19 protein-coding genes, 1 tRNA gene and 3 pseudogenes are annotated in these 21,472 nt (G+C 56.9%); 12 read left to right on the top strand and 11 right to left on the bottom strand.

The genetic code is table 11. The annotated features are described in order from the left end of the window. Positions 1–60: 60 nt before the first annotated feature. The gene (locus tag G6M89_RS08630) at positions 61–1,242 is read right to left on the bottom strand and encodes a winged helix-turn-helix transcriptional regulator (protein WP_241175280.1); all 1,182 of its coding nucleotides are present in this window, start codon (positions 1,240–1,242) and stop codon (positions 61–63) included. 248 nt (positions 1,243–1,490) lie between these two features. Between G6M89_RS08630 and G6M89_RS08625 the strand changes: the two genes are divergently transcribed. Continuing rightward, a complete protein-coding gene (locus G6M89_RS08625) occupies positions 1,491–2,198 on the top strand; it encodes a phosphatase PAP2 family protein (RefSeq protein WP_165161406.1) in 708 nt (235 codons plus the stop codon). A 9-nt stretch (positions 2,199–2,207) separates the two neighbouring features. On the opposite strand, the gene G6M89_RS08620 is transcribed toward G6M89_RS08625, so the two are convergent. From G6M89_RS08620 to nth (G6M89_RS08605), 4 genes and pseudogenes are all read right to left on the bottom strand, one after another. Next, positions 2,208–3,026: a hypothetical protein gene (locus G6M89_RS08620; RefSeq protein WP_165161405.1), complete on the bottom strand. Its 819-nt coding sequence runs from the start codon at positions 3,024–3,026 to the stop codon at positions 2,208–2,210. A 428-nt stretch (positions 3,027–3,454) separates the two neighbouring features. After that, on the bottom strand, positions 3,455–3,868 hold the full coding sequence (locus tag G6M89_RS08615) for a winged helix-turn-helix domain-containing protein (RefSeq protein WP_165161404.1): 414 nt from the start codon (positions 3,866–3,868) through the stop codon (positions 3,455–3,457). 171 nt (positions 3,869–4,039) lie between these two features. After that, positions 4,040–4,270, bottom strand: coding sequence for an antitoxin VapB family protein (locus G6M89_RS08610; RefSeq protein ID WP_165161403.1), 231 nt, complete (start codon positions 4,268–4,270; stop codon positions 4,040–4,042). 83 nt (positions 4,271–4,353) lie between these two features. Then, positions 4,354–4,638, bottom strand: a pseudogene (nth, locus tag G6M89_RS08605) (endonuclease III domain-containing protein); the annotation flags it as partial. Positions 4,639–4,735: 97 nt separating this feature from the next. Here nth (G6M89_RS08605) and G6M89_RS08600 point away from each other — a divergent pair. Next, on the top strand, positions 4,736–5,302 hold the full coding sequence (locus G6M89_RS08600; protein WP_165161402.1) for a hypothetical protein: 567 nt from the start codon (positions 4,736–4,738) through the stop codon (positions 5,300–5,302). Here G6M89_RS08600 and G6M89_RS08595 read toward each other — a convergent pair. Together G6M89_RS08595 and nth (G6M89_RS08590) are read right to left on the bottom strand one after the other, a co-directional pair. Further along, positions 5,297–6,355: a hypothetical protein gene (locus G6M89_RS08595; protein ID WP_165161401.1), complete on the bottom strand. Its 1,059-nt coding sequence runs from the start codon at positions 6,353–6,355 to the stop codon at positions 5,297–5,299. The genes G6M89_RS08600 and G6M89_RS08595 overlap by 6 nt on opposite strands. Before the next feature lie 114 nt (positions 6,356–6,469). Then, positions 6,470–7,018, bottom strand: a pseudogene (gene nth, locus G6M89_RS08590) (endonuclease III domain-containing protein); the annotation flags it as partial. A 346-nt stretch (positions 7,019–7,364) separates the two neighbouring features. Here nth (G6M89_RS08590) and G6M89_RS08580 point away from each other — a divergent pair. Continuing rightward, a complete protein-coding gene (locus G6M89_RS08580; protein ID WP_165161399.1) occupies positions 7,365–7,952 on the top strand; it encodes an NADPH-dependent FMN reductase in 588 nt (195 codons plus the stop codon). 1 nt (position 7,953) lies between these two features. Here the strand turns inward: G6M89_RS08580 and G6M89_RS08575 are convergent, their stop codons facing one another. After that, complete coding sequence (locus G6M89_RS08575; RefSeq protein WP_165161398.1) at positions 7,954–8,601, bottom strand: hypothetical protein; 648 nt, start codon at positions 8,599–8,601, stop codon at positions 7,954–7,956. A 423-nt stretch (positions 8,602–9,024) separates the two neighbouring features. Between G6M89_RS08575 and G6M89_RS08570 the strand changes: the two genes are divergently transcribed. From G6M89_RS08570 to G6M89_RS08550, 5 genes are all read left to right on the top strand, one after another. Beyond that, positions 9,025–9,639, top strand: a complete 615-nt coding sequence (locus G6M89_RS08570; RefSeq protein WP_165161397.1) for a hypothetical protein — start codon at positions 9,025–9,027, stop codon at positions 9,637–9,639. A 114-nt stretch (positions 9,640–9,753) separates the two neighbouring features. Further along, a complete protein-coding gene (locus G6M89_RS08565; RefSeq protein ID WP_165161396.1) occupies positions 9,754–10,839 on the top strand; it encodes a site-specific DNA-methyltransferase in 1,086 nt (361 codons plus the stop codon). A 37-nt stretch (positions 10,840–10,876) separates the two neighbouring features. Then, entirely contained in the window at positions 10,877–12,559 is a 1,683-nt protein-coding gene (locus tag G6M89_RS08560; protein ID WP_165161395.1) for a gamma-glutamyltransferase family protein, read from the top strand. 175 nt (positions 12,560–12,734) lie between these two features. After that, entirely contained in the window at positions 12,735–14,900 is a 2,166-nt protein-coding gene (locus G6M89_RS08555; RefSeq protein WP_165161394.1) for a GAF domain-containing protein, read from the top strand. A 107-nt stretch (positions 14,901–15,007) separates the two neighbouring features. Further along, positions 15,008–15,307, top strand: a complete 300-nt coding sequence (locus G6M89_RS08550) for a HalOD1 output domain-containing protein (protein WP_165161393.1) — start codon at positions 15,008–15,010, stop codon at positions 15,305–15,307. Between the two features lie 299 nt (positions 15,308–15,606). Here the strand turns inward: G6M89_RS08550 and G6M89_RS08545 are convergent, their stop codons facing one another. Continuing rightward, positions 15,607–15,882, bottom strand: coding sequence for a hypothetical protein (locus G6M89_RS08545; RefSeq protein ID WP_165161392.1), 276 nt, complete (start codon positions 15,880–15,882; stop codon positions 15,607–15,609). 300 nt (positions 15,883–16,182) lie between these two features. Between G6M89_RS08545 and G6M89_RS08540 the strand changes: the two genes are divergently transcribed. Next, positions 16,183–17,025, top strand: coding sequence for an FxLYD domain-containing protein (locus G6M89_RS08540; protein ID WP_165161391.1), 843 nt, complete (start codon positions 16,183–16,185; stop codon positions 17,023–17,025). Positions 17,026–17,219: 194 nt separating this feature from the next. Beyond that, positions 17,220–17,770 (top strand): annotated as a pseudogene (locus G6M89_RS08535) (transposase); the annotation flags it as partial. A 756-nt stretch (positions 17,771–18,526) separates the two neighbouring features. On the opposite strand, the gene G6M89_RS08530 reads toward G6M89_RS08535, so the two are convergent. Then, a tRNA-Met gene (locus G6M89_RS08530) sits at positions 18,527–18,680 on the bottom strand. Between the two features lie 107 nt (positions 18,681–18,787). Between G6M89_RS08530 and G6M89_RS08525 the strand changes: the two genes are divergently transcribed. Beyond that, positions 18,788–20,119 (top strand): hypothetical protein, encoded by a 1,332-nt coding sequence (locus G6M89_RS08525; RefSeq protein ID WP_165161390.1) that lies wholly within the window; start codon positions 18,788–18,790, stop codon positions 20,117–20,119. 21 nt (positions 20,120–20,140) lie between these two features. Here the strand turns inward: G6M89_RS08525 and G6M89_RS08520 are convergent, their stop codons facing one another. Next, positions 20,141–20,581, bottom strand: a complete 441-nt coding sequence (locus G6M89_RS08520; protein WP_165161389.1) for a DUF5830 family protein — start codon at positions 20,579–20,581, stop codon at positions 20,141–20,143. A gap of 104 nt (positions 20,582–20,685) precedes the next feature. Here G6M89_RS08520 and G6M89_RS08515 point away from each other — a divergent pair, with 104 nt between their 5' ends. Continuing rightward, entirely contained in the window at positions 20,686–21,468 is a 783-nt protein-coding gene (locus G6M89_RS08515; protein WP_165161388.1) for a TVP38/TMEM64 family protein, read from the top strand. Positions 21,469–21,472 lie beyond the last annotated feature (4 nt).

The following is a 21,472-nucleotide window of genomic DNA, read 5'->3' as shown; positions in this document are numbered from 1 at the left end:
ATCTTTTTACGAACACTCACAAACAGCAAAACTGCGCCGTAGTGAGCGAGCGGGTAGACCTCACTCGGACTCTGTCCCCGAAGCTGTGAGCAACTTCAACAGTCGAAGCTCCTCTTCTTCAGAGATGGTATCGGCCCGCAAACAGGCGTGTAAGACCTTATGCGTCAGTTCGGGCTCAGAGAGCAAGCCAGACTCAGTGGCTACATGCGAGTCAGTCGATTCTGATTGTGACTCGAGTGCCAGACACCGCTCCTCGAGTCGCTCGAGGTGATCTTCCAGGGCCTCGAGTTGCTCCGTGAGTTCGGTGAGTGCCTCGAGTGAGTGCGGTGGGTGCTGGTGGTGTTCGTCAGCTGATGTGTACTGTTCACGGTCTGTCACAGATTGTGGTTCCTCGTCGCTGTCGTCCGCTTGCATCGGTTGTGCAGTTTCAGTTGACGGTTCTGGGTGCTCGTGTGTATGTGCCTCCGTACGCGTCTCATCAGAGTTTGTCTCGTCCTGGCTACCGGCGGCTGGTGTCTCCTCGAGGTCGTCGTCATCGAACAGCCCGTCGACAAACGCGCGGCGATCCGACCAGTCGAACCCCTCGATGGAGTTCACGCGCTGGCTAATCGTCGCACTCGTTACCCCGAGTTTATCGGCCAGCGTTGCTTGCGTCGCCGTCGGTTGGCGGGCGATTTCGCGCAGCGTCTCGCGTTGTTTCGCAGTCAACGCAGCGGGCTGTATCGCAGTGTCTGTTGTCGGCGCTGGCTCGTCGTCGACCGATTCACCGGCTTTGCTCGAGGCGTCTGTCTCGCCAGGTTTCGATTCATCCACATCGACGGATGCGGGTTCGACTGTGGCGTCAGTATCGGCTCCGCCTACCGACTCGTCGCCAGCAGTTGTCTCGTTCGAATCCGCAGCCGCGTGCTCGTCTGCGTCTGTACTCGTCTCCCGCGGCTCACTCGAGGGCTGTTCGTCGTCAGGTTCGTCTATCGGTGCTCCCGGTTCCATGTTGTCAACCCCATCTGTCACGGCAGTATCGTCTGCCACAGCGTGTGCTCCCGGATCACCGTACTCCTCGAGGACCTGCTCGACGATGGAAAGGGTGGCACCGTTGACGGCCTCTGCGATGCCCTCCATTGAGGCCTCCGGGCGCGCCTCTGCCGTGTCGAGGATTTTCTTGTGTAAGACAGCGCGTGGGACGGTCCCCCCGTGGTCCCTGACGGCACTAGACGGCGTCGACGTACTCGATTTCGACTCCATAACCACTGGTTCACACCAGCAGATTCCGGCTGGCCCGTTATATGTTTCTCAAGTATACTGTACAGACGCTCGGTGTGTCCTGTTACAGCATTGATTTTACACGACCACGTTTGATTCGAACCTGTCAAACGGTTCAATGTACTCGAGCGAGGGGAACCGATACGAACTCCGACACATAGATTAGCCAGCGCGGAAAAGACGCAGGAAACCAGGCCGCAGACGGCGATCTGTGGAAGCATATCAAAACGATGGACCGAAGCCTCGGCGTCACCGAATTTGTCCGCACGCACCTCCCGGAGTGGCTCGTCTCGGTCGCCGAACTCACGGCGCTACTGGGTGATGAACTCCTCATCGTTGGCGTCCTGTTCGCACTCGCTGGGGTCGATGCCTATCGGTCCGCCCGCCGTGGAGCACCACAACTCATCACCGACCGGACGGCGTTCGTCCTGGCGATCGTCCTCGGCGGCCTCGCATTTACGCTCATCCTGAAAACGACGTTTGGCCTCCCCCGACCGCCATCCTCGTTGCAGGCCGTCCCGCGCGAGGGCGATGGCTTCCCGAGCGGGCACACCATGGCCGCAACACTGCTCTGGACCGCCCTTGCACTCTGGGGGCTGCGCGGCCGACTCACGCGCCGACTCCGCCTCAGCCTTGCCGCGGCGATTATCACCGTTGTCGCCGCCTCGAGACTCGCACTCGGCGTTCACTACCTCGTCGATGTCGTGGCCTCAGTTATCTTCGCCACCGCGTTCTTGCTTGTCGGCGCACGACTCGCCGATGACGACCCGACAAAAGCGTTCGCCGGTGCCGCCATACTGGGCGCGCTCGCACTCGTCGCCGACGGTGGCTCAACTGATGGCATCCTCGCGTTCGCCGGCTGTTTTGGCGGCGCAGTCACCTGGTGGATCATCTCGAGGCCGGCCGTAAAGAAGCGCTGGGCAACGGTTGTCCAGTAAGCAGCCGTCTCAGTTCGTGGTGGTGTCGTCAGCACCGTCCGTTTCGTCAGCACTGTCAGCACCGTCAGTGTCGTCACCGTCACCTGCCGCAGCACCCTGACTGGCTGCTCGATGTTCGGCCAGCGCTTCCTCGACAGTCAACTCACCCGCAGCGACCCGCCGTGCAAGCATCTCGTCGATCGCGCGATTGTGTTCGCTCTGCTCGCGCGAGCGATCCTTGATCACCTGTAGCTCTCCGGCCGTCGGCTCGATGTCGCGACGGTCGACGAGTTCACCCTCGAGGCGGGCGATATTCACTGCGGCGAGAACGTCTTCCATGCCGCGGGCACCCGTCCCGAGGTAGGGCGTCGTCCCCGTTTCGTCGACGAGTTCGACCTGGACGTCCTCGAGATCGTTGACGAGTGTAGCCCCCTGAAGCCGGGAGCCGTCGCCGATCCGGACGAGTGGGTTGGTGGCTTCGCTGACCTCACGCTGAATCGCGTCGACGGCGTCGGCCAGTGGCACCTGGAACGCGGCGACGACCATCTCGCCGGCCAGAACAGCAATACCGGGTTTTCGTCCGGGATCAACGCCAATAATCGTCCGTCCGCCGTCGCCACGAACCGCCGTCAGTGCCTGATCGACGGCGCGGCGTGGCTCGTCTGGTTCTGCGACAATTGTCGTGACGTCTGCAAACTCCCCCGCATGGTCTGTGTCAGTAACGACGACTGCGGTTTGCTCGGGCAACGGCTCGTCCGGCTCGAGCGTCGTGAACTGCGAGCCCCGGTCTCGAAGCTCGTTGACGACGCCGTGGTACACCTCGAAGTCCGACGTTGCGACGACGATCACAGGAGGTACTTTGTGATGGCCCGGAATAAACGTATTCAGCACAGCTATCGATAATTGGACGCACGCTCGATCGATATTCAAGGAGAGTGGCCAGTTACGGAATGAGAGAAATTAGTGACTTTTTCACCAGTCTTCGCCCATCTTCTGTAAGTTCACCGTTGGCTTTTCCGTTCATGATTGATGCTGGTGGAATCGTGTATAGTGCCCATGGCATCAGGTACGACGTGTCGTTGAACGAAATGCCGTGGAGGTGCTCGTTTTTGAGTTCAGGAGTCGTTTGCTGATATTTTCCAGCGCTTGTCCCGACACACATCACAGTACAATCAGTGGCACTGAACGGGTGTGTCTCATGAGATAAAACGATAATTGGTCTCTGTGGATGGGCATCTGTTGGATCTCGTGCCCAACAAACATCACCTGCTGACAGTTTACTCATGCAACTCTTCCAAACCCGATTCAAGCTCTACGAGTTCTGCATCGAGTTCCGCGTCAGTGCGGTCCTCTCCAATTTGTTTTTCGGGACCTTCGGGTGTGGCGTCCACATCACGGTGATGGCCAAATAATCGGTGTACTTGGTCAAGATTAGAGACGTACCGTCGAATGTCTTCTCGTTCGCTCAGAGCATGATAGTACCCGTCGTCGGTTTTTCCGATGTAACCGTTGTCGTAGAGGCGTTTGAGTGTGGTTGTCGCAGTCCCCCGGGGAATATCGAGGGTTTCCTTTAGCTCCTGTGGGGAATATCCCCACTCGGGATTTTGGTATAGATACGCTACAATGTCCGACTTTGTCGTTCCCGGCCGAAGAGTAAGTTCGGAGTCGTGGTCTTTGAGGAGCACCGGCATAATGTACCCGAATGTAGTCGAATGTACCATAAAGATGTTTCGGTCAATTTTCACGTAGAGTGAGCGAGTTCCCACAGGTGGACTCCTGAATGAAATAGTACTAGTTGAGTGTGATAGGTAGAACACAGTGCTCTGGGCTCGCCATCACCATCAGTGAAAAACGTCCCGAGGTTAGGTATCACTGTTACGCTGTTTACGTCGCCTGTCGAATGCATCATCGAGTTCTTCGTGTGTGCGACCAGCGGCCGAAGCGAACCCGTCGTCGTCAGCGAGCACACCGAATCCGTCAGTATCGGGTTCCGTCAACCGGAGAATAGTGTCTGTAACGCTCTCATCACCCCGTTTGTGAGACTGGAGTCGTTCGTACGCCTCCTCAGTGATTCTCAGAGTTTTCATTGCCATATACAAAGACGGGTATACAACTACAAGATAATACAGCTACATATTACTGGTTCTCGAGTGGACACGCTTTCTCCACTCCACACTCACTCGAGCGCGTCAGCAGGGTCAACGACCTCACCACTCGCGGGATAGACACCGATCTGGTCACAGAGATCACCCATCGGACAGGCGTCGGGGTCTTCGAGACAGGCCGGCCTACGCGCCGTGCAAAACTCGCGGCCGAACTGGATGGATGCCGTATGCCCAAAGCCACACTTCTCGGCAGGGACCTCGCGCTCGAGGGCGGCCCGAACTGTTTCGTGATCGGCGTCGGGCGACGCGATGCCGAGGCGACGGTAGATACGATGAACGTGCGTATCAACCGGAAAGGTTGTCGTTTTTGAGTATGACTAAATTTGGCCGTCGTAGAGCGTTTTTCTACGCAACTGGCCGAAGATATTTGTTGAATTGAACGAATATCTGGGTATGAACCTCCAAAGAATTGGCCGAGCTGAAGAGGAATATACTACTGAAAGATACTGTGATGGCTGTCCAACATCTTTAGAAGATGGAGATTACGTTGCTACTTATTTTTGTGATACGAAATGGGGGGGATATGTTGAAGGGAAGCTACCAACTATGGCTCAGCAGGAATCGTATTGTTTGACTTGCTATAATGATAGAATTCCACTTCCTCGAAAAGGAACTAAAGAAGGATTCTCATTTGAAGTATTACACCACGACAAAGAAAATGGAGTTTATAGATTTGAGGAAAAAGGTGTAATGCGATTCAGTAAGGAGGATGAGGGCATAGAATGGCACCCCCCAGATGTGATAGAAACGATATTTCCCTTTACAGTAAATGAACTAGAGTACGAAACAACTCCGATGAGTGCTTACTTGGCGGCTCTCAAACACGGAATCGATCTCCGAGGATACGTGAAAGATGGTGAATTACAAATTCCTGACTCAGCAGTTCCTACGGCCCGTGAAATCGCTAAACAAAATTCAGAATATTCGTCTAGATATTCCTTTGATTCAGATATGCTATAAATATACTGTATCAATATCATCGTCGACATCGAAAAATTCGGTACATGTGATTACATGATGCTTTTTGGCTTTTTCTGGGTCTACCCGAGAATCACCATAAAGTTCCTCTTTTAAAGACTCATAGAGATTAGCACTATGTTTCTGTATTGAATCAGCCAACTCTTCTAGATTGATTATACGGTCATTGATGTCTCCGTAGAAGTATTCAAGTGGAGAATGTGGGTCACCACCTGCATCATAATATGTCACGCCATCATATAAGTCGTCATTATGCACTTGGGCCAGTGGAACACCAATTGAGAATTCGTATCTATCCATCGAATGTGAGTATTGAGCTATCCAATTTATTCGAATTGATAACGTGTGTTGAATGCAATGCCGTAATCCAGTTGCTGTCGAAATTTCATCTTCATATTTTTGTAGATAGTGCTTGTGTTCGTCAGAAACTTCGAGCTTTTTCAGGCTGGCGTCAACCGTTTCTTGGAATGTCCATACTGAGCTAAGAAGATTATGTAACTCCCTTTCAACTCGTGGAGCCTGCTTCTCATAGATTTCGTCTCGATTCTTCTTGGGAGTATGGAGAAACTGTTTCAACTCCATACATTCCTGAAGGAAGGAATTCACATTTCCTATGATGAAATCACGTGATTGTTTGATTGAACGAAGGGCCTCTGATTTTGATTTCGACTGCAATAATTCTGCTGTAGTCACCTCTGCTTTCTCGTATAATTCATTAAGAGCACTTGACACTTGGTCGCCATTTAGTGGCCCTCCCTGCGTCATACCGATAGATAGTGGTTTGAACACCTCATCATCTACGTCAAAGAATAATGTTGCCCGTGTAGTATTAATCACAGAAATTCGTCCAGTGTATTCTAGAGGACGTGTTTCTTCGGTGAACGCGCTGAGTATAATATCTCTATTGTTGCCGTCTTCAAGAGATTCCTCTAATGATTCTATAGCTTCCCAGTAAATCTCAGGAGCATCTTCTGCAAGTTTCCATTTTTCTCCCCTCGTCTCCTCAAATAAATCAGTGAACGTCTCGCTTGGCATCCTGGAGCTAGTAACTACTATGTAATAATAATTGGATGGGTGATAGAATCAGAACAATACCTATTATTGTACTGTCATAGTTCCAGATTGTGACCAGATGTCCTGCGTTTAGTTTGGAAAGACGCCGTCGCGACCGCCAGCGAAGAGCAACACGCAGTCGGCGGTTTTCGGGCCGACGCCCCGAACCGAAAGCAGTGTGTCGCGGACCACAGCTGGATCCTCGTCTTTGACGAATGCGTCGAAGGCCGCCCCGGAACCGAACTCCTCAAGCACCCAGTCGGCCGCCTCACGGATCATCTCGGACTTTTGGTTGTAGAGGCCGGCTGGCTGAATCGTCTCTGCGAGTGTTGAGTGCTCGGCGGTGGCGAGTGCGTCGGCGAGGTCTGACTCGCGGCCGTCAGATACGTCCGGACGATACCGGTCGACCAGCGCGTCGTAGGCGGGCTGGCTCGCTTTGTCACTCGTGTTCTGACTCAAAATTGTGCGAACAAGGCAGGAAAACGCGTCCCGTCCGCCGTAGGTTTTCTGCCAGTAGCGTTCACCAAGACGGTCGATGACGCGCTCAGCGCGGGTTTCGGCCGTTTCCGGATCGAACTCGGCGGGAACGCCACCACCGGAGGCACCGCCGCTGATGTTGACCGATGGCTCGCGGTCCTCGTCCATGCCCGCAGTATGCACTCGAGGCGTATCGATATTCCGCTCGGCTGTCTGGCGTCCTACCGCCGTCGCCGCATCGGATCTTTGAGTTTGCACGCGAATTTCTCGTCACACTTCGAACACACAGACGATCGGTCGAAGTCATCGCGCAGCGTGCCCGGCTTTGCTCGCGTCTGGAGCACTTTTCGATTGAAATCAACAGGAATCTTCTCCGAGCAATGCGGACAGATTACACGCTGTGTCATACTGGCTGTACCTATGCAGGTTGGTTTATCTTTATGGCCGAATAGGTACTCGCCTCTGTCTCTGAGCGGGCCGGAGATATTTCAACACCGGCGTCGTCAAGCGTTCTATGGAAGCTGTCCACGTCGTTGGCGTCTGTGGAAGCCTGCGCGATGAAAGTACGACCAGATTGGCACTCGAGCACGCCCTCGAGGCTGCATCGGCTGCCGGTGCGAGCACCACCTTACTTGATCTCCGGGAGTACGACCTGCCCGCGTTCGATGCAGACCGCGACCGCGAGACGGCCGGTGATGCAGCACAACTCGCGAACGAACTGCAAGCGGCAGATGCAATCCTCCTCGGCTCGCCGATGTATCACGGCTCGTACGCCTCGCCGCTGAAGACTGCGATCGATTACTGTGGGTTCGACGAGTTCGAAGACACGACTGTCGGGTTGCTTGCCGTCTCGGGTGGTGCGTTCCCCGTCACCGCACTCGAGCACCTCAGATCCGTCTGCCGGTCGCTGAAAGCGTGGGTGTTGCCTCATCAGGCAGCGATACCGAACGCACACTCGGCACTCGAGGACGGCGAGTTCGTCGACGAGAAGTTAGCAGATCGAGTCGCGACGCTCGGCCAGCGAGCGGTCCAGTACGCGACAATCGAGCCAGATCCGGGTTCGCTCGAGAGCGACCAGAACGTTGGCGCCGAAGGGAAGTAAGTCAGCAGTGCGAAAGCAGGCGCTGGAATCGGCGCTGATGGGCAATGAACGCGAACAGGCCGAAGACGACGCCACCGAGTTGGACCGCTTCGATCCGGATCACGACCGTCGTTATCTCGAGTGCGATCGGCGGAGACGTGAGCGTCCAGTCGATGAACCAGGCCGATCCAAGCAGCGCCGATGCGCCGACTGCGAGCAACACGGCGGGAACGATCGGCGTGAACGAGGTGTCACGAATCGAGCGGTGGCCAAATACTCGCCGTTCGTACTCGAACTGGGCAGTCAAGACGATCGCAAGCGCGAGCGTGGCAAGCACAACGCCTTCCTGCCCGCCGATTTGCTCTGCGAGCAACAGCCAGACGATCCAGCCGCCGGTCAGAATCGTCGCCGCACCGAGGCGTCGCGGCTCGAGGAGTTCGCCAAGTTCGTTAACCGTGGCACCGAAAACGCCCGCCCTGAGCAGTGCACCACAGAACAGGATTCCAAGCCCGGCAAGCGCCGTCGACGTTGTCCGCGAGCCAACGACAAGGCCGAACCAGATGGCAACGGCAAGCGTCTCGAGCGCCGCAGCAGAGAGTGCGGCGGTCAGCCCAACGACTCGCTGTCGCGTCGTCCGGCCGAGGACGCCAGGCTGACGAATGACACTCATACATCGCCGTTCACAGTAGGCCACTTTCGTTATGCAAGACATTACCACTGATTTGAGCCGCTGATACAGACCTTATAGGAGGGTAACAGGATGTTTACGCGGACAGTGTTTCCGGTTGATACATTCGATTAGTCTCAAGCAGTGACTAGTCGGTGCTCGAGAGAGTTCAGCGACGAACTGAATCTAGTCTCGAACAGTTTCGGCTGGGACACGCTACGGAGTTGGGAGGCCACAGCGTGCAAAACCGCTCGCATGTTCTTCCGATAAGCCAACCTGTGTCGTGATTGTGCTCCAATGGCCTGCAGCAATACGGAACTACAGACAGCCGGTGCGCGAGTAAGGACAGCTTACCACTCGAGCGCTCACACGAATCGATTGAAACGGTGAATACAGTTATGTACAGCCATGTAGACGGATGCGATTATGCCCGAGAGCGAACAACAGGACAAAACCCTGTCGGAGATTGTGGTCAAAGAAGCAGTCGGTAAAGGACTCGACAGCCCGATGCGAGAGTCAATTCTCGAGGCTGTCGAAGAGTCCGACACAAGCGCCCAGCAGCGTCGTCTTCCATTGGTGGGTGCCGTGTTTGGACTCGGTGCCGCGCTTGGTTTCCTCGTCGGTCAGCAATCGAGCGATCTCGAGGGATCACCGCTCGAGAGTCTTGACGAGCCGGAAATTATCGACGACGTTACCGAACAGGTCGAAGAAGCGACTGGCGCAGAATCTGAGGTGCTCGACGAAGAGACTGCGGAAGACGACGCTGCTGGCGAGACTGATATCGATGTTGACGCCGAAAGCGACGGGTCGAGTCGGCTACCAAAGCTGTTGCTCGCAGTTGGACTCGTCGCTGGCGCGATTGCGCTTCGCAAACGGCTGGGAGCAAGTGGCGAGGACGAAGAGTGGGAGCCGATCGAAGAGTTCGAGCCGGCGACGACCGCTGATTTGGATGAAGACGGCGACGACGGCGAAGACGAGATGGAACTCGAGGATGACGCTGAAGAGGCAGAAGCGAGCACGGACGAGAGCGACGACGAGTAACTGCGTTTCGCGGCGATCGTCTTCGATTTCTCACTGATCGCCCCTACATCGAATTCGCCACGCCTGACAGCGGTGACGAAGGAGCTAAGGTGGCGACGCCGACAGTGTGACCCAATGGAGACGAGCCACCGCGTCGTCGTCGATGATGCTCGGTCGCTGTCGGCCCTCGAGGACGATTCCATCGACCTCGTCGTCACCTCACCGCCGTATCCCATGATCGAGATGTGGGACGACCTGTTTGCGACCCTCGATCCGGAAATCGGCGATGCACTCGAGGCCGCAGACGGGCAAGCGGCGTTCGAGGCGATGCACGCCCAACTCGAGGCAGTCTGGGACGAACTCGAGCGTGTGGTCGTCGACGGCGGGATCGTCTGTCTCAACATCGGTGATGCGACGCGCTCGCTCGATGATAGTTTCCGCGTCTATCCGAACCACGCTCGCATCCTCGAGGCGTTCGAGACGCGGGGATTCGACCCGCTGCCGGATGTGCTCTGGCGCAAGCCGACAAACAGCGCGGCCAAGTTCATGGGTAGTGGCATGATCCCGCCGAATGCCTACGTCACCTTAGAACACGAGTACATCCTGATCTTCCGAAACGGGGGCGACAGCCGTGGGTTCGAGCCCGGCGCGGATCGGCGCTACGAAGCCGCCTACTTCTGGGAGGAACGCAACCGCTGGTTCTCCGATGTCTGGACCGAAGTCCAGGGCGAACTGCAAGAACTCGATTTCGACCTCGACGGCGAGGCTGGAGCCGACCTGCGCGAGCGATCTGCGGCGTACCCACTCGAGATCCCCTATCGGCTGTGTTGTATGTACTCAGCCTACGGCGACACCGTCCTCGATCCGTTCTGGGGGACCGGAACCACGACACTTGCCGCGATGTGTGCCGGTCGCAATTCGGTTGGCTACGAACTCGAGTCGGCGTTTCTCGAGGCCTTCGATGCGGGCGTGGCCGAGGTACCGGCGCTGTCGCGGTCGGTCGGTCGGGCACGGCTAGCTCGCCACGAGGAGTTCGTCTCACAGCGTCGGGATGATGGCTCCACGCTCGAGTACGAGGCCGAACACTACGAGACGCCAGTCATGACGAAGATGGAACGACGAATCCAGTTTCGCGAAGCCACAGCCGTCGACTCGCTCGAGGAAGACCGTGACGGCGAACGTGGCTATCGCGTGAGTCACAGGCCATTGTCACTCGAGTGATGGGCACGTTTTTGCCCGTTGCACACCCTGACAGCGTATGGGCGAGACTGATTTCGATGCGATTCTCGATCGATTCGAGTCACGACGATCGACTGTCTATGCGAACCGCGGGCTGGTTGCGACGAGTCAGCCGCTTGCCGCACAGGCGGGTGTCTCGATACTGGAAGACGGCGGGAATGCGTTCGACGCAGCAGTGGCGACAGCTGCCGCACTGAACGTCGTCGAGCCGACCTCGACTGGACTCGGCGGCGACGTGTTCGCGCTCTACCGGACTGCAGACGGCGAGGTTGGTGCGATGCGTTCCTGCGGTCCCGCACCCGCTGACGCCTCAATCGAGCGCGTGACGAACGCACTTGAGAACACCGACGCTGAGACACTCTCACAGTACTACCCGGACTCTCGAGGGTACGCTGTCGACGGCGAGACGAACACCGATGACCTCGAGATGCCCTTCCTCGGACCCCACGCAGTAACGGTCCCGGGAACGGCTCGAGGCTGGGAAGCAACTGTCGATCGATTCGGCCGGAAGTCCCTGGGTGATGTCCTCGAGCCGGCGATTCACTACGCGACGGACGGCTATCCCGTCTCGCCGGTTATCGCGTACTACTGGCAGGGGGCCGAGGACCTATTTACAGACGATCACGCGCGTGAGGCGTATCTGTTCGACGGCGAGAGTCCAGAGCCCGGCCAGACAGTCACGCTGCCCCGACTCGGTGAGTCACTGCAACTGATAGCCGAGGAGGGCGCAGACGCCGTCTACGAGGGCGAAATCGCGGACGCAATCGTCGAGGAAGTACAGTCCGCAGGCGGCTTCCTGAGCCACAACGATCTGGCTGACTTCGAACCCGAGTTCGTCGACCCGGTGAGCACGACCTACAACGGCGCTGAAATCTACGAACTCCCACCGAACAATCAGGGACTGATCGCACTCGAGGCACTGAACATCGCCGAAGCAATCGGCGCGGGCGACCACGACTACGAGTCTCCCGAGCGCGTCCACGCCTTCGCTGAGGCCATGAAACTCGCGTTCGTCGATGGCCATCACTACATTACAGATCCCGAATTCGAGGAGATTCCCCCACTGGCCTCGAAGTCCTACGCCCGCGAGCGAGCGTCGGCGATCAGCGAAACGCCAATCCAAGACCCTGCAGTCGGCGTGCCGAACGCGAATGCTGAGGACGCAGATACCGTCCTCTTGACTGTCGGCGACGACGAAGGCAACCTCGTCTCCTATATCAACTCCCGATTCGCCGGCTTCGGCAGCGGCCTCGTCGCCGGAGACACCGGGATTGCACTCCAGAACCGCGGCGCATCCTTCTCACTTGAGGCCGACCATCCGAACAGTCTCGAGCCAGCAAAGCGCCCGTTCCATACGCTCGTTCCCGCGATTGCGAAACTCGATACCGACGACTGGGCTGCGTTTGGCGTCATGGGCGGGTATATGCAGCCACAGGGCCACGTGCAGGTTCTGTCGAATCTGATCGACTACGACATGACGCCACAAGCCGCGCTGGATGCACCTCGCTGGCGCTACCGCGAAGATGGAACACTCGGCGTTGAAGAGCGACTCCCGGCACAGACCGCGCTTGTACGGAGGGGACACAATGTGAGCGTCCTGCCGCCAGTGCTGTTCGGCGGTGCGCAACTCGTCCGTAAACGTGGCGAGACACTTTCGGGGGCAACTGAACCTCGGAAAGACGGTGACGTGATCGGCTACTAACTCGAGCGAACCCGCCGACCGGACCTGGCTCGAGCAATTGTCCCCCAAACAGTATCGACACGATGCTTTTGTTCGTGCCGCTCGCAGAGTAACTATGGTTCACAGTCTCATCTCAACCGGATCGACTCCGGTCAGCGTGGTGGTGGTCGGCCCGCCATCGTGGCGTGAGACTGTGATGGCAGGACTCGAGGCAGGTGATGGCTCCGAAAACGATGCTGGCACCCCGCAATCAGATGATACTGACACAGGCCAACCCATTACAATCTTCGCAGCCGTCGACTCGCCGGCGACACTCAAGACAGCGACGCTCGAGTCAAGCGACTGTCTACTGACCTGCGATCGAGACGTCATTGCGGCCGTACGATCCAACGACGCTATCGACGACACGTATCCGCTCGTCTATGTTCTCGAGTCGGACGACTCGGGCGAGTCAGACACGGTCGACACGCTGCTCGAGGATGCCACCGATGTGCTCACCCAGGAGACAGTCGAAATGCCCGCCGTCCTCGCCCATCGGTTGCGTCGGGCACTCGCACATACTCGAGCGACGACAAGTGCAGACACAATCGACTCTGGCGACTCGGACCAGAGCGGCGACAACACCGACCACGTCCACGCTTGCGAAACGCTCCGCGAACTTCACGACGCGACCCAGACGCTGCTCAGTGCGGACTCGACCGACCGCGCAGCCGAGTTACTCATTGCGTTCGCTGCCGAGATCCTCGGCCTCGAGGCAGTTCTCTATCGCTACGATGACCGGGCAAACGAACTGTCCCCCCAGACATCGGCTGCTGGTCTCGACGCACTGGTCGATTCACTTCCCCAGATCCACCCTGAAACTGATCTCGCGTGGACAGCCTTCATCGAGGGACAGGTCCAGTCCGTTACTCGAGACGAACACGGGCCAGAGCCGTTTCACCCTGCGCTCTGGGACAACGCCCAAAGCGGCCTTTACTTGCCGCTTGGATCCTACGGCGTCCTGGTTTCACTCTCGAGAGATCCAGCGCGCTACGACGAGGGCACGATCGACCTTGCGACGCTATTTGCAGACACCGCCGAAAGCGCACTCGAGCAACACAGTCGCGCACACAGCCTCCGCGAGCGTGAACGCGAACTCACCACTCAGAACGAACGCCTCGAGCGACGACACGCAATCGACCAACTCAGGTCCGATATCGAGACGATACTCTTGGGAACCGACTCACGCAGCGAGATCGAGCAGGCGATCTGTGACCGCTGTGTCGACATCGAGGCGTGTTCGATGGCCTGGCTCAGCGAACCGACACCCGGCGGAACACAGTTACAGTCTCGAGCGATTGCCGGGCGTGAACGCGCGTATCTCGACACGGTTGCGATTCCGCCGAGCGACGACGCTGCCGGCGAGCCAGCCGGTCGTGTTGCACGGACCGAGTCACCCGTCTACATCGAAAACGTGGCTGCGAACGTCCACGACGGCGAGTGGCGCGGCACAGCACTTTCCAGTAACTATCAGTCCGTCATCGCTGTGCCGCTCATCGCTTCGGACTACCTCTATGGCGTCCTGGCGCTCTATGGCGACCGCCCAGCGGCATTCGACGAGCCGCTTCGATCCCTGCTTTCGGACCTTGCCACGACAATCGCACAGACGATCGACTCCGTCACCCGCGCTACGGCCGACCAAGACACACCGCTTACCGAACTCGAACTCGAGATCCAGTCGGGATCCGTCCTTTCCCGAATCGCGTCTCAACTCGCTACGCCAGTCGAACTCGCGGGTACAACAACCGACGAAACAACTCCTGCGGTCGTCTTCATCGCTGTCGACTGCCCACTCGAGGAGACGACTATCGACCGTATCCGCGCTGTCAACGGTGTCGCCACCGCCGCCGTCATCTCCGACGTGTCACAACGGCCAATCTTACAAGTCACACTCGAGAGCCCGTCTCTCGGAGGCGTCGTCGACACGTACGGCGGTTCCGTCCGCGAACTCGTCGCAACTCCCGAGACGACGACGGCGACAGTTGTCGTCCCCGACACCGTCGACGTCCGTACCCTGCTCACCGAACTCGAGCGCCGCAACATTTCACACACACTGCTCGCCCGACGCGAGCGCTCGAGTGACGATCTCACATCACCAGCGAGCCCCAGTTACGACGCCCTGCTCGAGGCGTTGACCGATCGTCAGCGCGAAGTCGTCCAGACGGCCTATCACGGCGGTTTCTTCGACTGGCCGCGTGAGACGACCGGCGAAGCCATCGCTGAGTCCCTCGATATCTCATCGCCCGCCTTTCACAAGCACGTTCGATCCGCCGAATGGAAGCTTTTTAGCCGGTTGTTCGACGATCGAACGCGAGATGGTTAACTGATTAACCATCGCTGCCCACGCCACATTATACAGTTAACGGCTAGACTCTTTAGTTGGACTGGCAAAGATGTGGCTGTCCCACGCGCGGGATTGGGGATATTCACATGACCGAGATGACTTCACGTTCTGTCTCGACGACACACAAGGAGCCGTATACAGTACAGTACGACCGACTCGATGAGACGCCACTATCTGTTGCCGTTGCACAAGCAGTTGCGACGTACCGCGATGTCAATGTCACGTCACTCAAGCCACTTCACCACGCGATCAACGCAGATGCACTCGAACGGTTGTTCGAACCCCGTGTAGACGGCCCCCGAACCGGCGGCACGGTTAGCTTCGAATACAACGACTGTCTGGTTACCGTCACCGCCGACGGCGAGATTCGGATTCAAACCGCCTGACCCGCGCCCAGTTCTGCTGGACGCATGTCGTGACCTCGAGCAGTGACAACGACTCACAGCCACACCACCGCTGTCTTTTTTATACGTCTGGGCTTGAGGGCGATATCGATTGTTCGGCTGTCGGTTATGGTCGACATGACAACTCGAGGTGAGGGCCGGTATCAGCATAAAAAACCCTTTGATTTCCGAATAATGCTAAGACTAGATAGGTACTACTCCAGGGAGGTCTCTAACTGTCCACCTCACACCATTACCAGACTCTCGCTGCGCTCAGAGAAGGAGTGGGCCGTCTGTTGGTATTAGCAAGTGAATACAGATTCGTGGGTACCTAGGGCATCATCAAGGTGGAACGTAATCACTTCAAAGTCCTGGCTCTCAATACCTGCAAAGTAGTAATCATATCTAACTGGGTCACCACCGCAGCCGTCTCCATTGTCGGTCACTTCCCCGATGCCAATTGTGACTTCGAGAGTGTTCCCAGCTACGGTCTGATCCTGGATGATCACTTCATACTCATCGTGCGGTGCAAATATCTTGCCATACACTTCTCGGACAGGTTCGTCTTCCGCATCCATCGAGAAGTGAAATAGAATGAATTGATCGTTTTACTATCTACTGTTTAGTAGTAAACTTCAAAGAAGAAAGATTGAGTATTAGGGGCGCGAAGGTAGATTTTGACTGGGAAGAGATTGCGAGGGGTGGACTATGACCTCTGCTGATCAAGGTTAGAGAGATACAATCACTCGAGACTATTTTTAATAACAAGCCGCAGCCAAACACGTCGATGCCATTGAACTGATCAGTACCGTCTGCCTTTGGCAAGAACATAGACAAAAGTCGAAACGCCTATCAGATAACCATCCAGAACAGTTGATATGAATCGGCGGAAGGTGCTACTCGGAAGTGGTGTTGTTCTCTCAACAATCCTGGCTGGATGCTCAAATGAAAGTGAGGAGATGGAGGGTGGGACGAGAGACGACGGTGATGCAGACGACGACGGTGATGCAGACGACGACATAGAAACAGATGCAGACACGTCCGATGACACTGACGAGAACGGGAGTTCAGACGATGATGATGCGGAAGAGGAAGCTGATGAGGACGATTCATCAGACGAGACAGCGGACCTAGAGATCGTTGATCATGAGTTGGTCGTTGAAGAGGGTGACTTTACCACGGACGTCTTCGTTGACACGACAGTTGAGAACACCGGCGATGCACCGAGCGGTGACATCGAACTCCAAGCGGATTGGTACGATGATGATGGCAACTATCTCGATAACGACACAGGGCGACTGACGACACTCGATGCAGGCGAAACATGGTCAGCGCGTGTCTATTACCTTGGCACAAGTCCGGAGAATATTGATGACTACGAACTGGAGGGAGAGTTCGACGAAGACACATATGAACCACCAGAGGGAGTCTCATTGGTCGACAGCAGTATGGAAGTGACAGAAGACGACTTTGGTGACAAGGATTTAATCGTAGAAGGGGAGGTCGAAAACGAAAGTGGTGAAGATCAAAGTTACGTTGAGGTCGTCACGACGATTTATAATGATGACGGGATTGTGTTGGGTGATGAGTGGACGAACGTGACTGATCTTCGAGATGGTGAAACATGGGCATTCGATATTGATTACTACTCACCGGATGTCCGGAACCGCCTCAACGAAGCTGCCGATCACGATATCCGTATTAAAACGTCAGCCTGGTAATTTCTTGGCGAAGTCTTTGTCGTCAACGAATGTCGATTTAGCTGAATAATAGGGTGCTAAGCCCCCGTCCTCAAGGAGCGAAAGGAGCAACGTGGAGTGAGTGAGTAGGGAGGAGAAACAGTGCCCGCACGACTTTCAAACGATTCTGGTCAACAATCTTAACATGGTACAACTCCTGACAGCGAACAAGTCGCATGGAGAATAGTCCAAGATACCGACTCTTTCCGACAACCGATCAACGGGAGAGTCTGGATTGACTCGTGACATCGTGCGACAACTCTACAACCACGCACTTCACGAATTCACCAAGATCCCAGAAGACGAAGGAACGCTTCGACAGCGCGTCTGGCAAGTTCGAGACGATCTTCCCCGTCTTAAACAGCAGTGGACTGACCTCAAAGAGGTCTACTCCACTGTGTTGCAGAAAGCTGTCGAACGCATCCGAACCAACATCAGTTCGCTCTCTCGCAAGGAATACGAGCCGAACAACTGGGAGAAACAGCGCCGCCGCGTTGCAGAGGTTCATGCTCGTATGTTGAATAAGAAGCGTGACTACAAACACAAACTCACGCATTTCTACGCGACAGAGTACGATGCCGTGTTTGTCGAGAACCTCAATGTGAAATCGATGTTGGAAGGTGATGGCAACGCTCGGAACAAGGCTGAAGTCGGTTGGAGTGACTTTCGTCGGATTCTCGAACATCACTGTGACAAGTACGGCATGCACTACGTCGCGGGAACCTCGACAGGCTATCAGACGTAGTCTGACAACGTCGTTGAAGCAGGAAGCCCCTGCCTCGAGGAGCCAGCTTTTGCTGGCGAGTAGGCAGGGGTAGTTCACAAGCCTCTCGAATGGGAACGAATTTTACAAAAAAGGGCCTGTCCCTCAGTACATCTGCATCACCCGTTTAACACCGGTATAGGGTGCTTGGGCTTACAGATAGGTACCAAAAGTGTGGAATGATGATGTTGACTCCCGGTTGTGAGCGAGTATTGGAAACTAACGAAAAAGGGTGCTACGAAACACACGCTCATGCTTCAATAGTAAGGATATTCGCATGGTTCAAAAACTACCCTTGGAGGCTCAAAGCTTCGGTGATCGATTGGTAGGTGACGTCCATAGAAACGCCGCTGGCCTCGCGATGGCCAGCTGCCATGCTTGGACACCTCCGTTGACCGGTTCTATTGCAGTATGTGGTTGATCGGTGTCACGACTAGAGGTTGGAGAAACCGCGTTAATTCCCTGCTGGACAGGGGTATTTACGCGTTCATATGAAGAATTTGATGAGTGCCCCGGGGAGGGCTCCGAACCACGGAAAGACGAACGCGTTCGTCTTTCCTGCCTTCACCTCGCTTCGCTCGCGGCTTCGCCGCTCGCGTTTCCGAGACGCTCACTGTGTTCGCGTCTCGCTTCGCTCGGTGAAGACCACCGGGTTCGGAGCGAACCGGCCATGCTTCTCAGCGTTATCACTCGTCTTCAACTCGTGATGTTTGAGAAGCATGCCCGGGGAGGGCTCCGAACCCTCGATCTCCGCATGTCCCAGGTTCGAGGCTCGGCATGAGTCCTCGAGGGACACGGAGGCTTCCAAGGCGAAACCGCACCGAATCTCTGAACCCTATGAGTGCGGCGCTATGTCCAGCTAAGCCACCCGGGCTCAGTTTTTCGTAGTGCCGTCTATCTCTTTAACCTTCTCATTCGAATTCGGCGTGTAACGCGGACCCACGGATTTATCACAGGGCCATACGAACAACCGCGACAGACATGAGCGTTCCCGGTATCGTCCACTCTGCCCTCGATGGCGAGGATGTCGCCGCCCGTGTTTCACTCGGTGGCGAAGACGAACTCTTCATCACCGCGTCGAGCACCCTCGTCTATCGATCCGACGGCCTCTTACGAGACGAATCAGTCGACGAATATCCCCACGACGCCGACCGGCTCACCCTTTCGGAAGGCCGACGAAAAACCAAATTCACTCTCGAGTACTCACTCGAGGGCGAATCCGAGTTTACCGTTCCATCGGGGAAGACAGACACCGTCTTGCACCCGGTGCTTGCCGGCATATTGAACGGAAACGGTATTACGAACCCCGGCGAGACTGTCGTCAAGACCTACCGCTTTAGCGAGCTTACGATTATCATTACGAGCGAGCGGCTGGTCAAACACATCGGCAGCGCCGTCTGGGATGGCGACTACGAGGAGTACCACTACGAGGACGTCACGAATCTCTCGTTCGAAGACGGGAGCGTCGCAACACAGGTCGTCCTCGCCGTCGACGGTCGCCCACAGCGAATCAAAGCCCCGAACGACGAAGCCAACGACCTCCGCGAGCGACTCCAGCGAGCCCTCTTCGAGTATCACGATGTCGGGAGCCTTGAGGAACTCAACGAGGAAATCGGTGACGACGACGCAGAAACGCCAGACGAAGACACTGGGAGCACGATGGAGTTCGGCAGCGGTGTTGATCCACTCGAGGCGAATCCGCCAGAACTGGACGACCGCGAGCCGATCGGCGACGGACGCTCGGAGCCAGAACCAGAACCCGACCCAGTCCGCGAACCGACGGAGACGACTGCCGTCGACAGTGCTGCTGCGGAAGCGCCGTCGTCAGACGCTGCCGTCCCGGAGTCGCTCGAGGCGCAGCGGACGGACCACGACGAGTCGACGACAGAGCCACCTGCCAGCGACGATACCGCAGACTCCCACGCGCAGCACGCAGTATCCGAGACTGCTGAGACCGAACCCGCCGAAACCGGCAGTTTCTTCGACGAATCTGAGCAATCTGGTTCCACCTGGGAGACAACCGACACGGCCACAGAATCGGCTGAAACACCAGCGACGACGACAGAGTCGTCTCCTCGAGACGACGCCTCGAGTCACCAGTCGGCAGGCCGTGAGGAATCGGCTGCTGCGTCTTCTGCAACCGCTGGAGCCGACGCTGAAGATCACGACGCACAGGCGTCACCGGCTGTTGACGACGCAGTCCTCGAGCGTCTCGACGACCTGGAAGCGACCGTCGAGCAACAGACGGAACTGATTGAACACCAACAAGAGACAATCGAGCAGTTGATCGAAGAGCTTCGACACGGTCGCTAACGCGCTCGCATCGACTTTTTCTTACTCTCTGCCCGTAACCTTCCGAATGCACGACGAGCCAAACGGCCCCAGTTCGCCCGCCTCGAGGTTGATGAAGTGGCCGGTCGAAAGCCCAGAGCCACAGCGCTGGCACGTGAAATCGCCTTCTTTCGTGATCACGTCCTGCTCGAAACTGACGTACTGGCGGCTTTTTGGCCGGATGATGCCATCTTCGCGCTCGATAATGCCGCGCAGTTCGGCCTGATCGAGAATCGTTCGCGTGACTGTCGGATCGGTCGTCACCGTCTCGATTCGGTCAACTGCATCCGCGAGTGACAGCGACTCGTGCTCGAGGCGCTCAAGGAGAGCAAGACCGAGTGCAACGCGGTCGTCGTCGGCCGCAGTGGCGCTGTCTCTCTCGCTGGCCTCCGCAGCGCCAGGGTCGACTCGGTCACCGCCGTTGCGCTCGGGATCGCTACCCATCGGTGCGTGTCTGTTGTGGCGTGGCGAATAAACGTTGCGCCGCGACGCAGCGAGTGCGCACGCGAGGCACAAAAGATTCAACAGTTGAGACGAAACTGCGCTCGATGTCCGTACTGGGGTCGCAAGCGTCAACGCGTGCAACCGCTGGACTCGTCGTCGCCGCTGCGATCGTCACCGCCGGGCTCGTTGTCTCCCCCAGCGCCGTCATTGGCGCGCTCGAGTCGCTGACGGGTGATCCACTGACATTTGGTCTCGTCGTGGCCGGACTGTATGCGGTGCGGCCGCTGCTTGCCTGGCCAACGACGCCGCTTGCAGTCGTAGTTGGCTACGGCTTCGGTGTGACACTTGGCATTCCGATCGCCATGCTGGCGCTCCTCACCAGCGTCTTACCAGTGTTCCTCGCTGCGAGAAAAATTTCGGTGTCTGGGAACGGCCCCACACAGCCACCACAGGTCTCTGCGGCTGAAACGCAGGCACCCGACCAGCCCACTGAAAGTGCCTCGAGCACCGGGGTCGTCGACCGTACGCTCGAGCGCGCTGGTGGCGTTGCCTCTCGCTACTTTGAGACAGCCGGGCCGGTTCGTGGGATGACGGCGGCGCGACTCGCGCCGATCCCATCCGATGTCTCGACGTGTGCAGCAGCAGTTAGCGGAGTCACACTCCAGCAGTTCGTTATCGGCACGATCCTTGGCGAACTCCCCTGGACGATTGCTGCCGTCTTCGTCGGTGCCTCTGCGGCGACCGTCACAACGAGCGGGCTGGGCGAACTCGGTATTGCCCTGTCGATTGCCTGTGGACTTGCCGCGGTCTTCTTGCTCGCCGGGCCGACCTATCGGCTGCTCCAGACGCGAAGTCAAGCCGCCTCACGGTCACCCACAGAAGGATAGGTAT

Origin of the sequence: Natronolimnobius sp. AArcel1 (assembly GCF_011043775.1) — an archaeon.
Classification (GTDB): Archaea; Halobacteriota; Halobacteria; order Halobacteriales; family Natrialbaceae; genus Natronolimnobius.
Note: the sequence above shows the minus strand (reverse complement) of the source record. Positions and strands in the feature narration are given on the sequence as shown.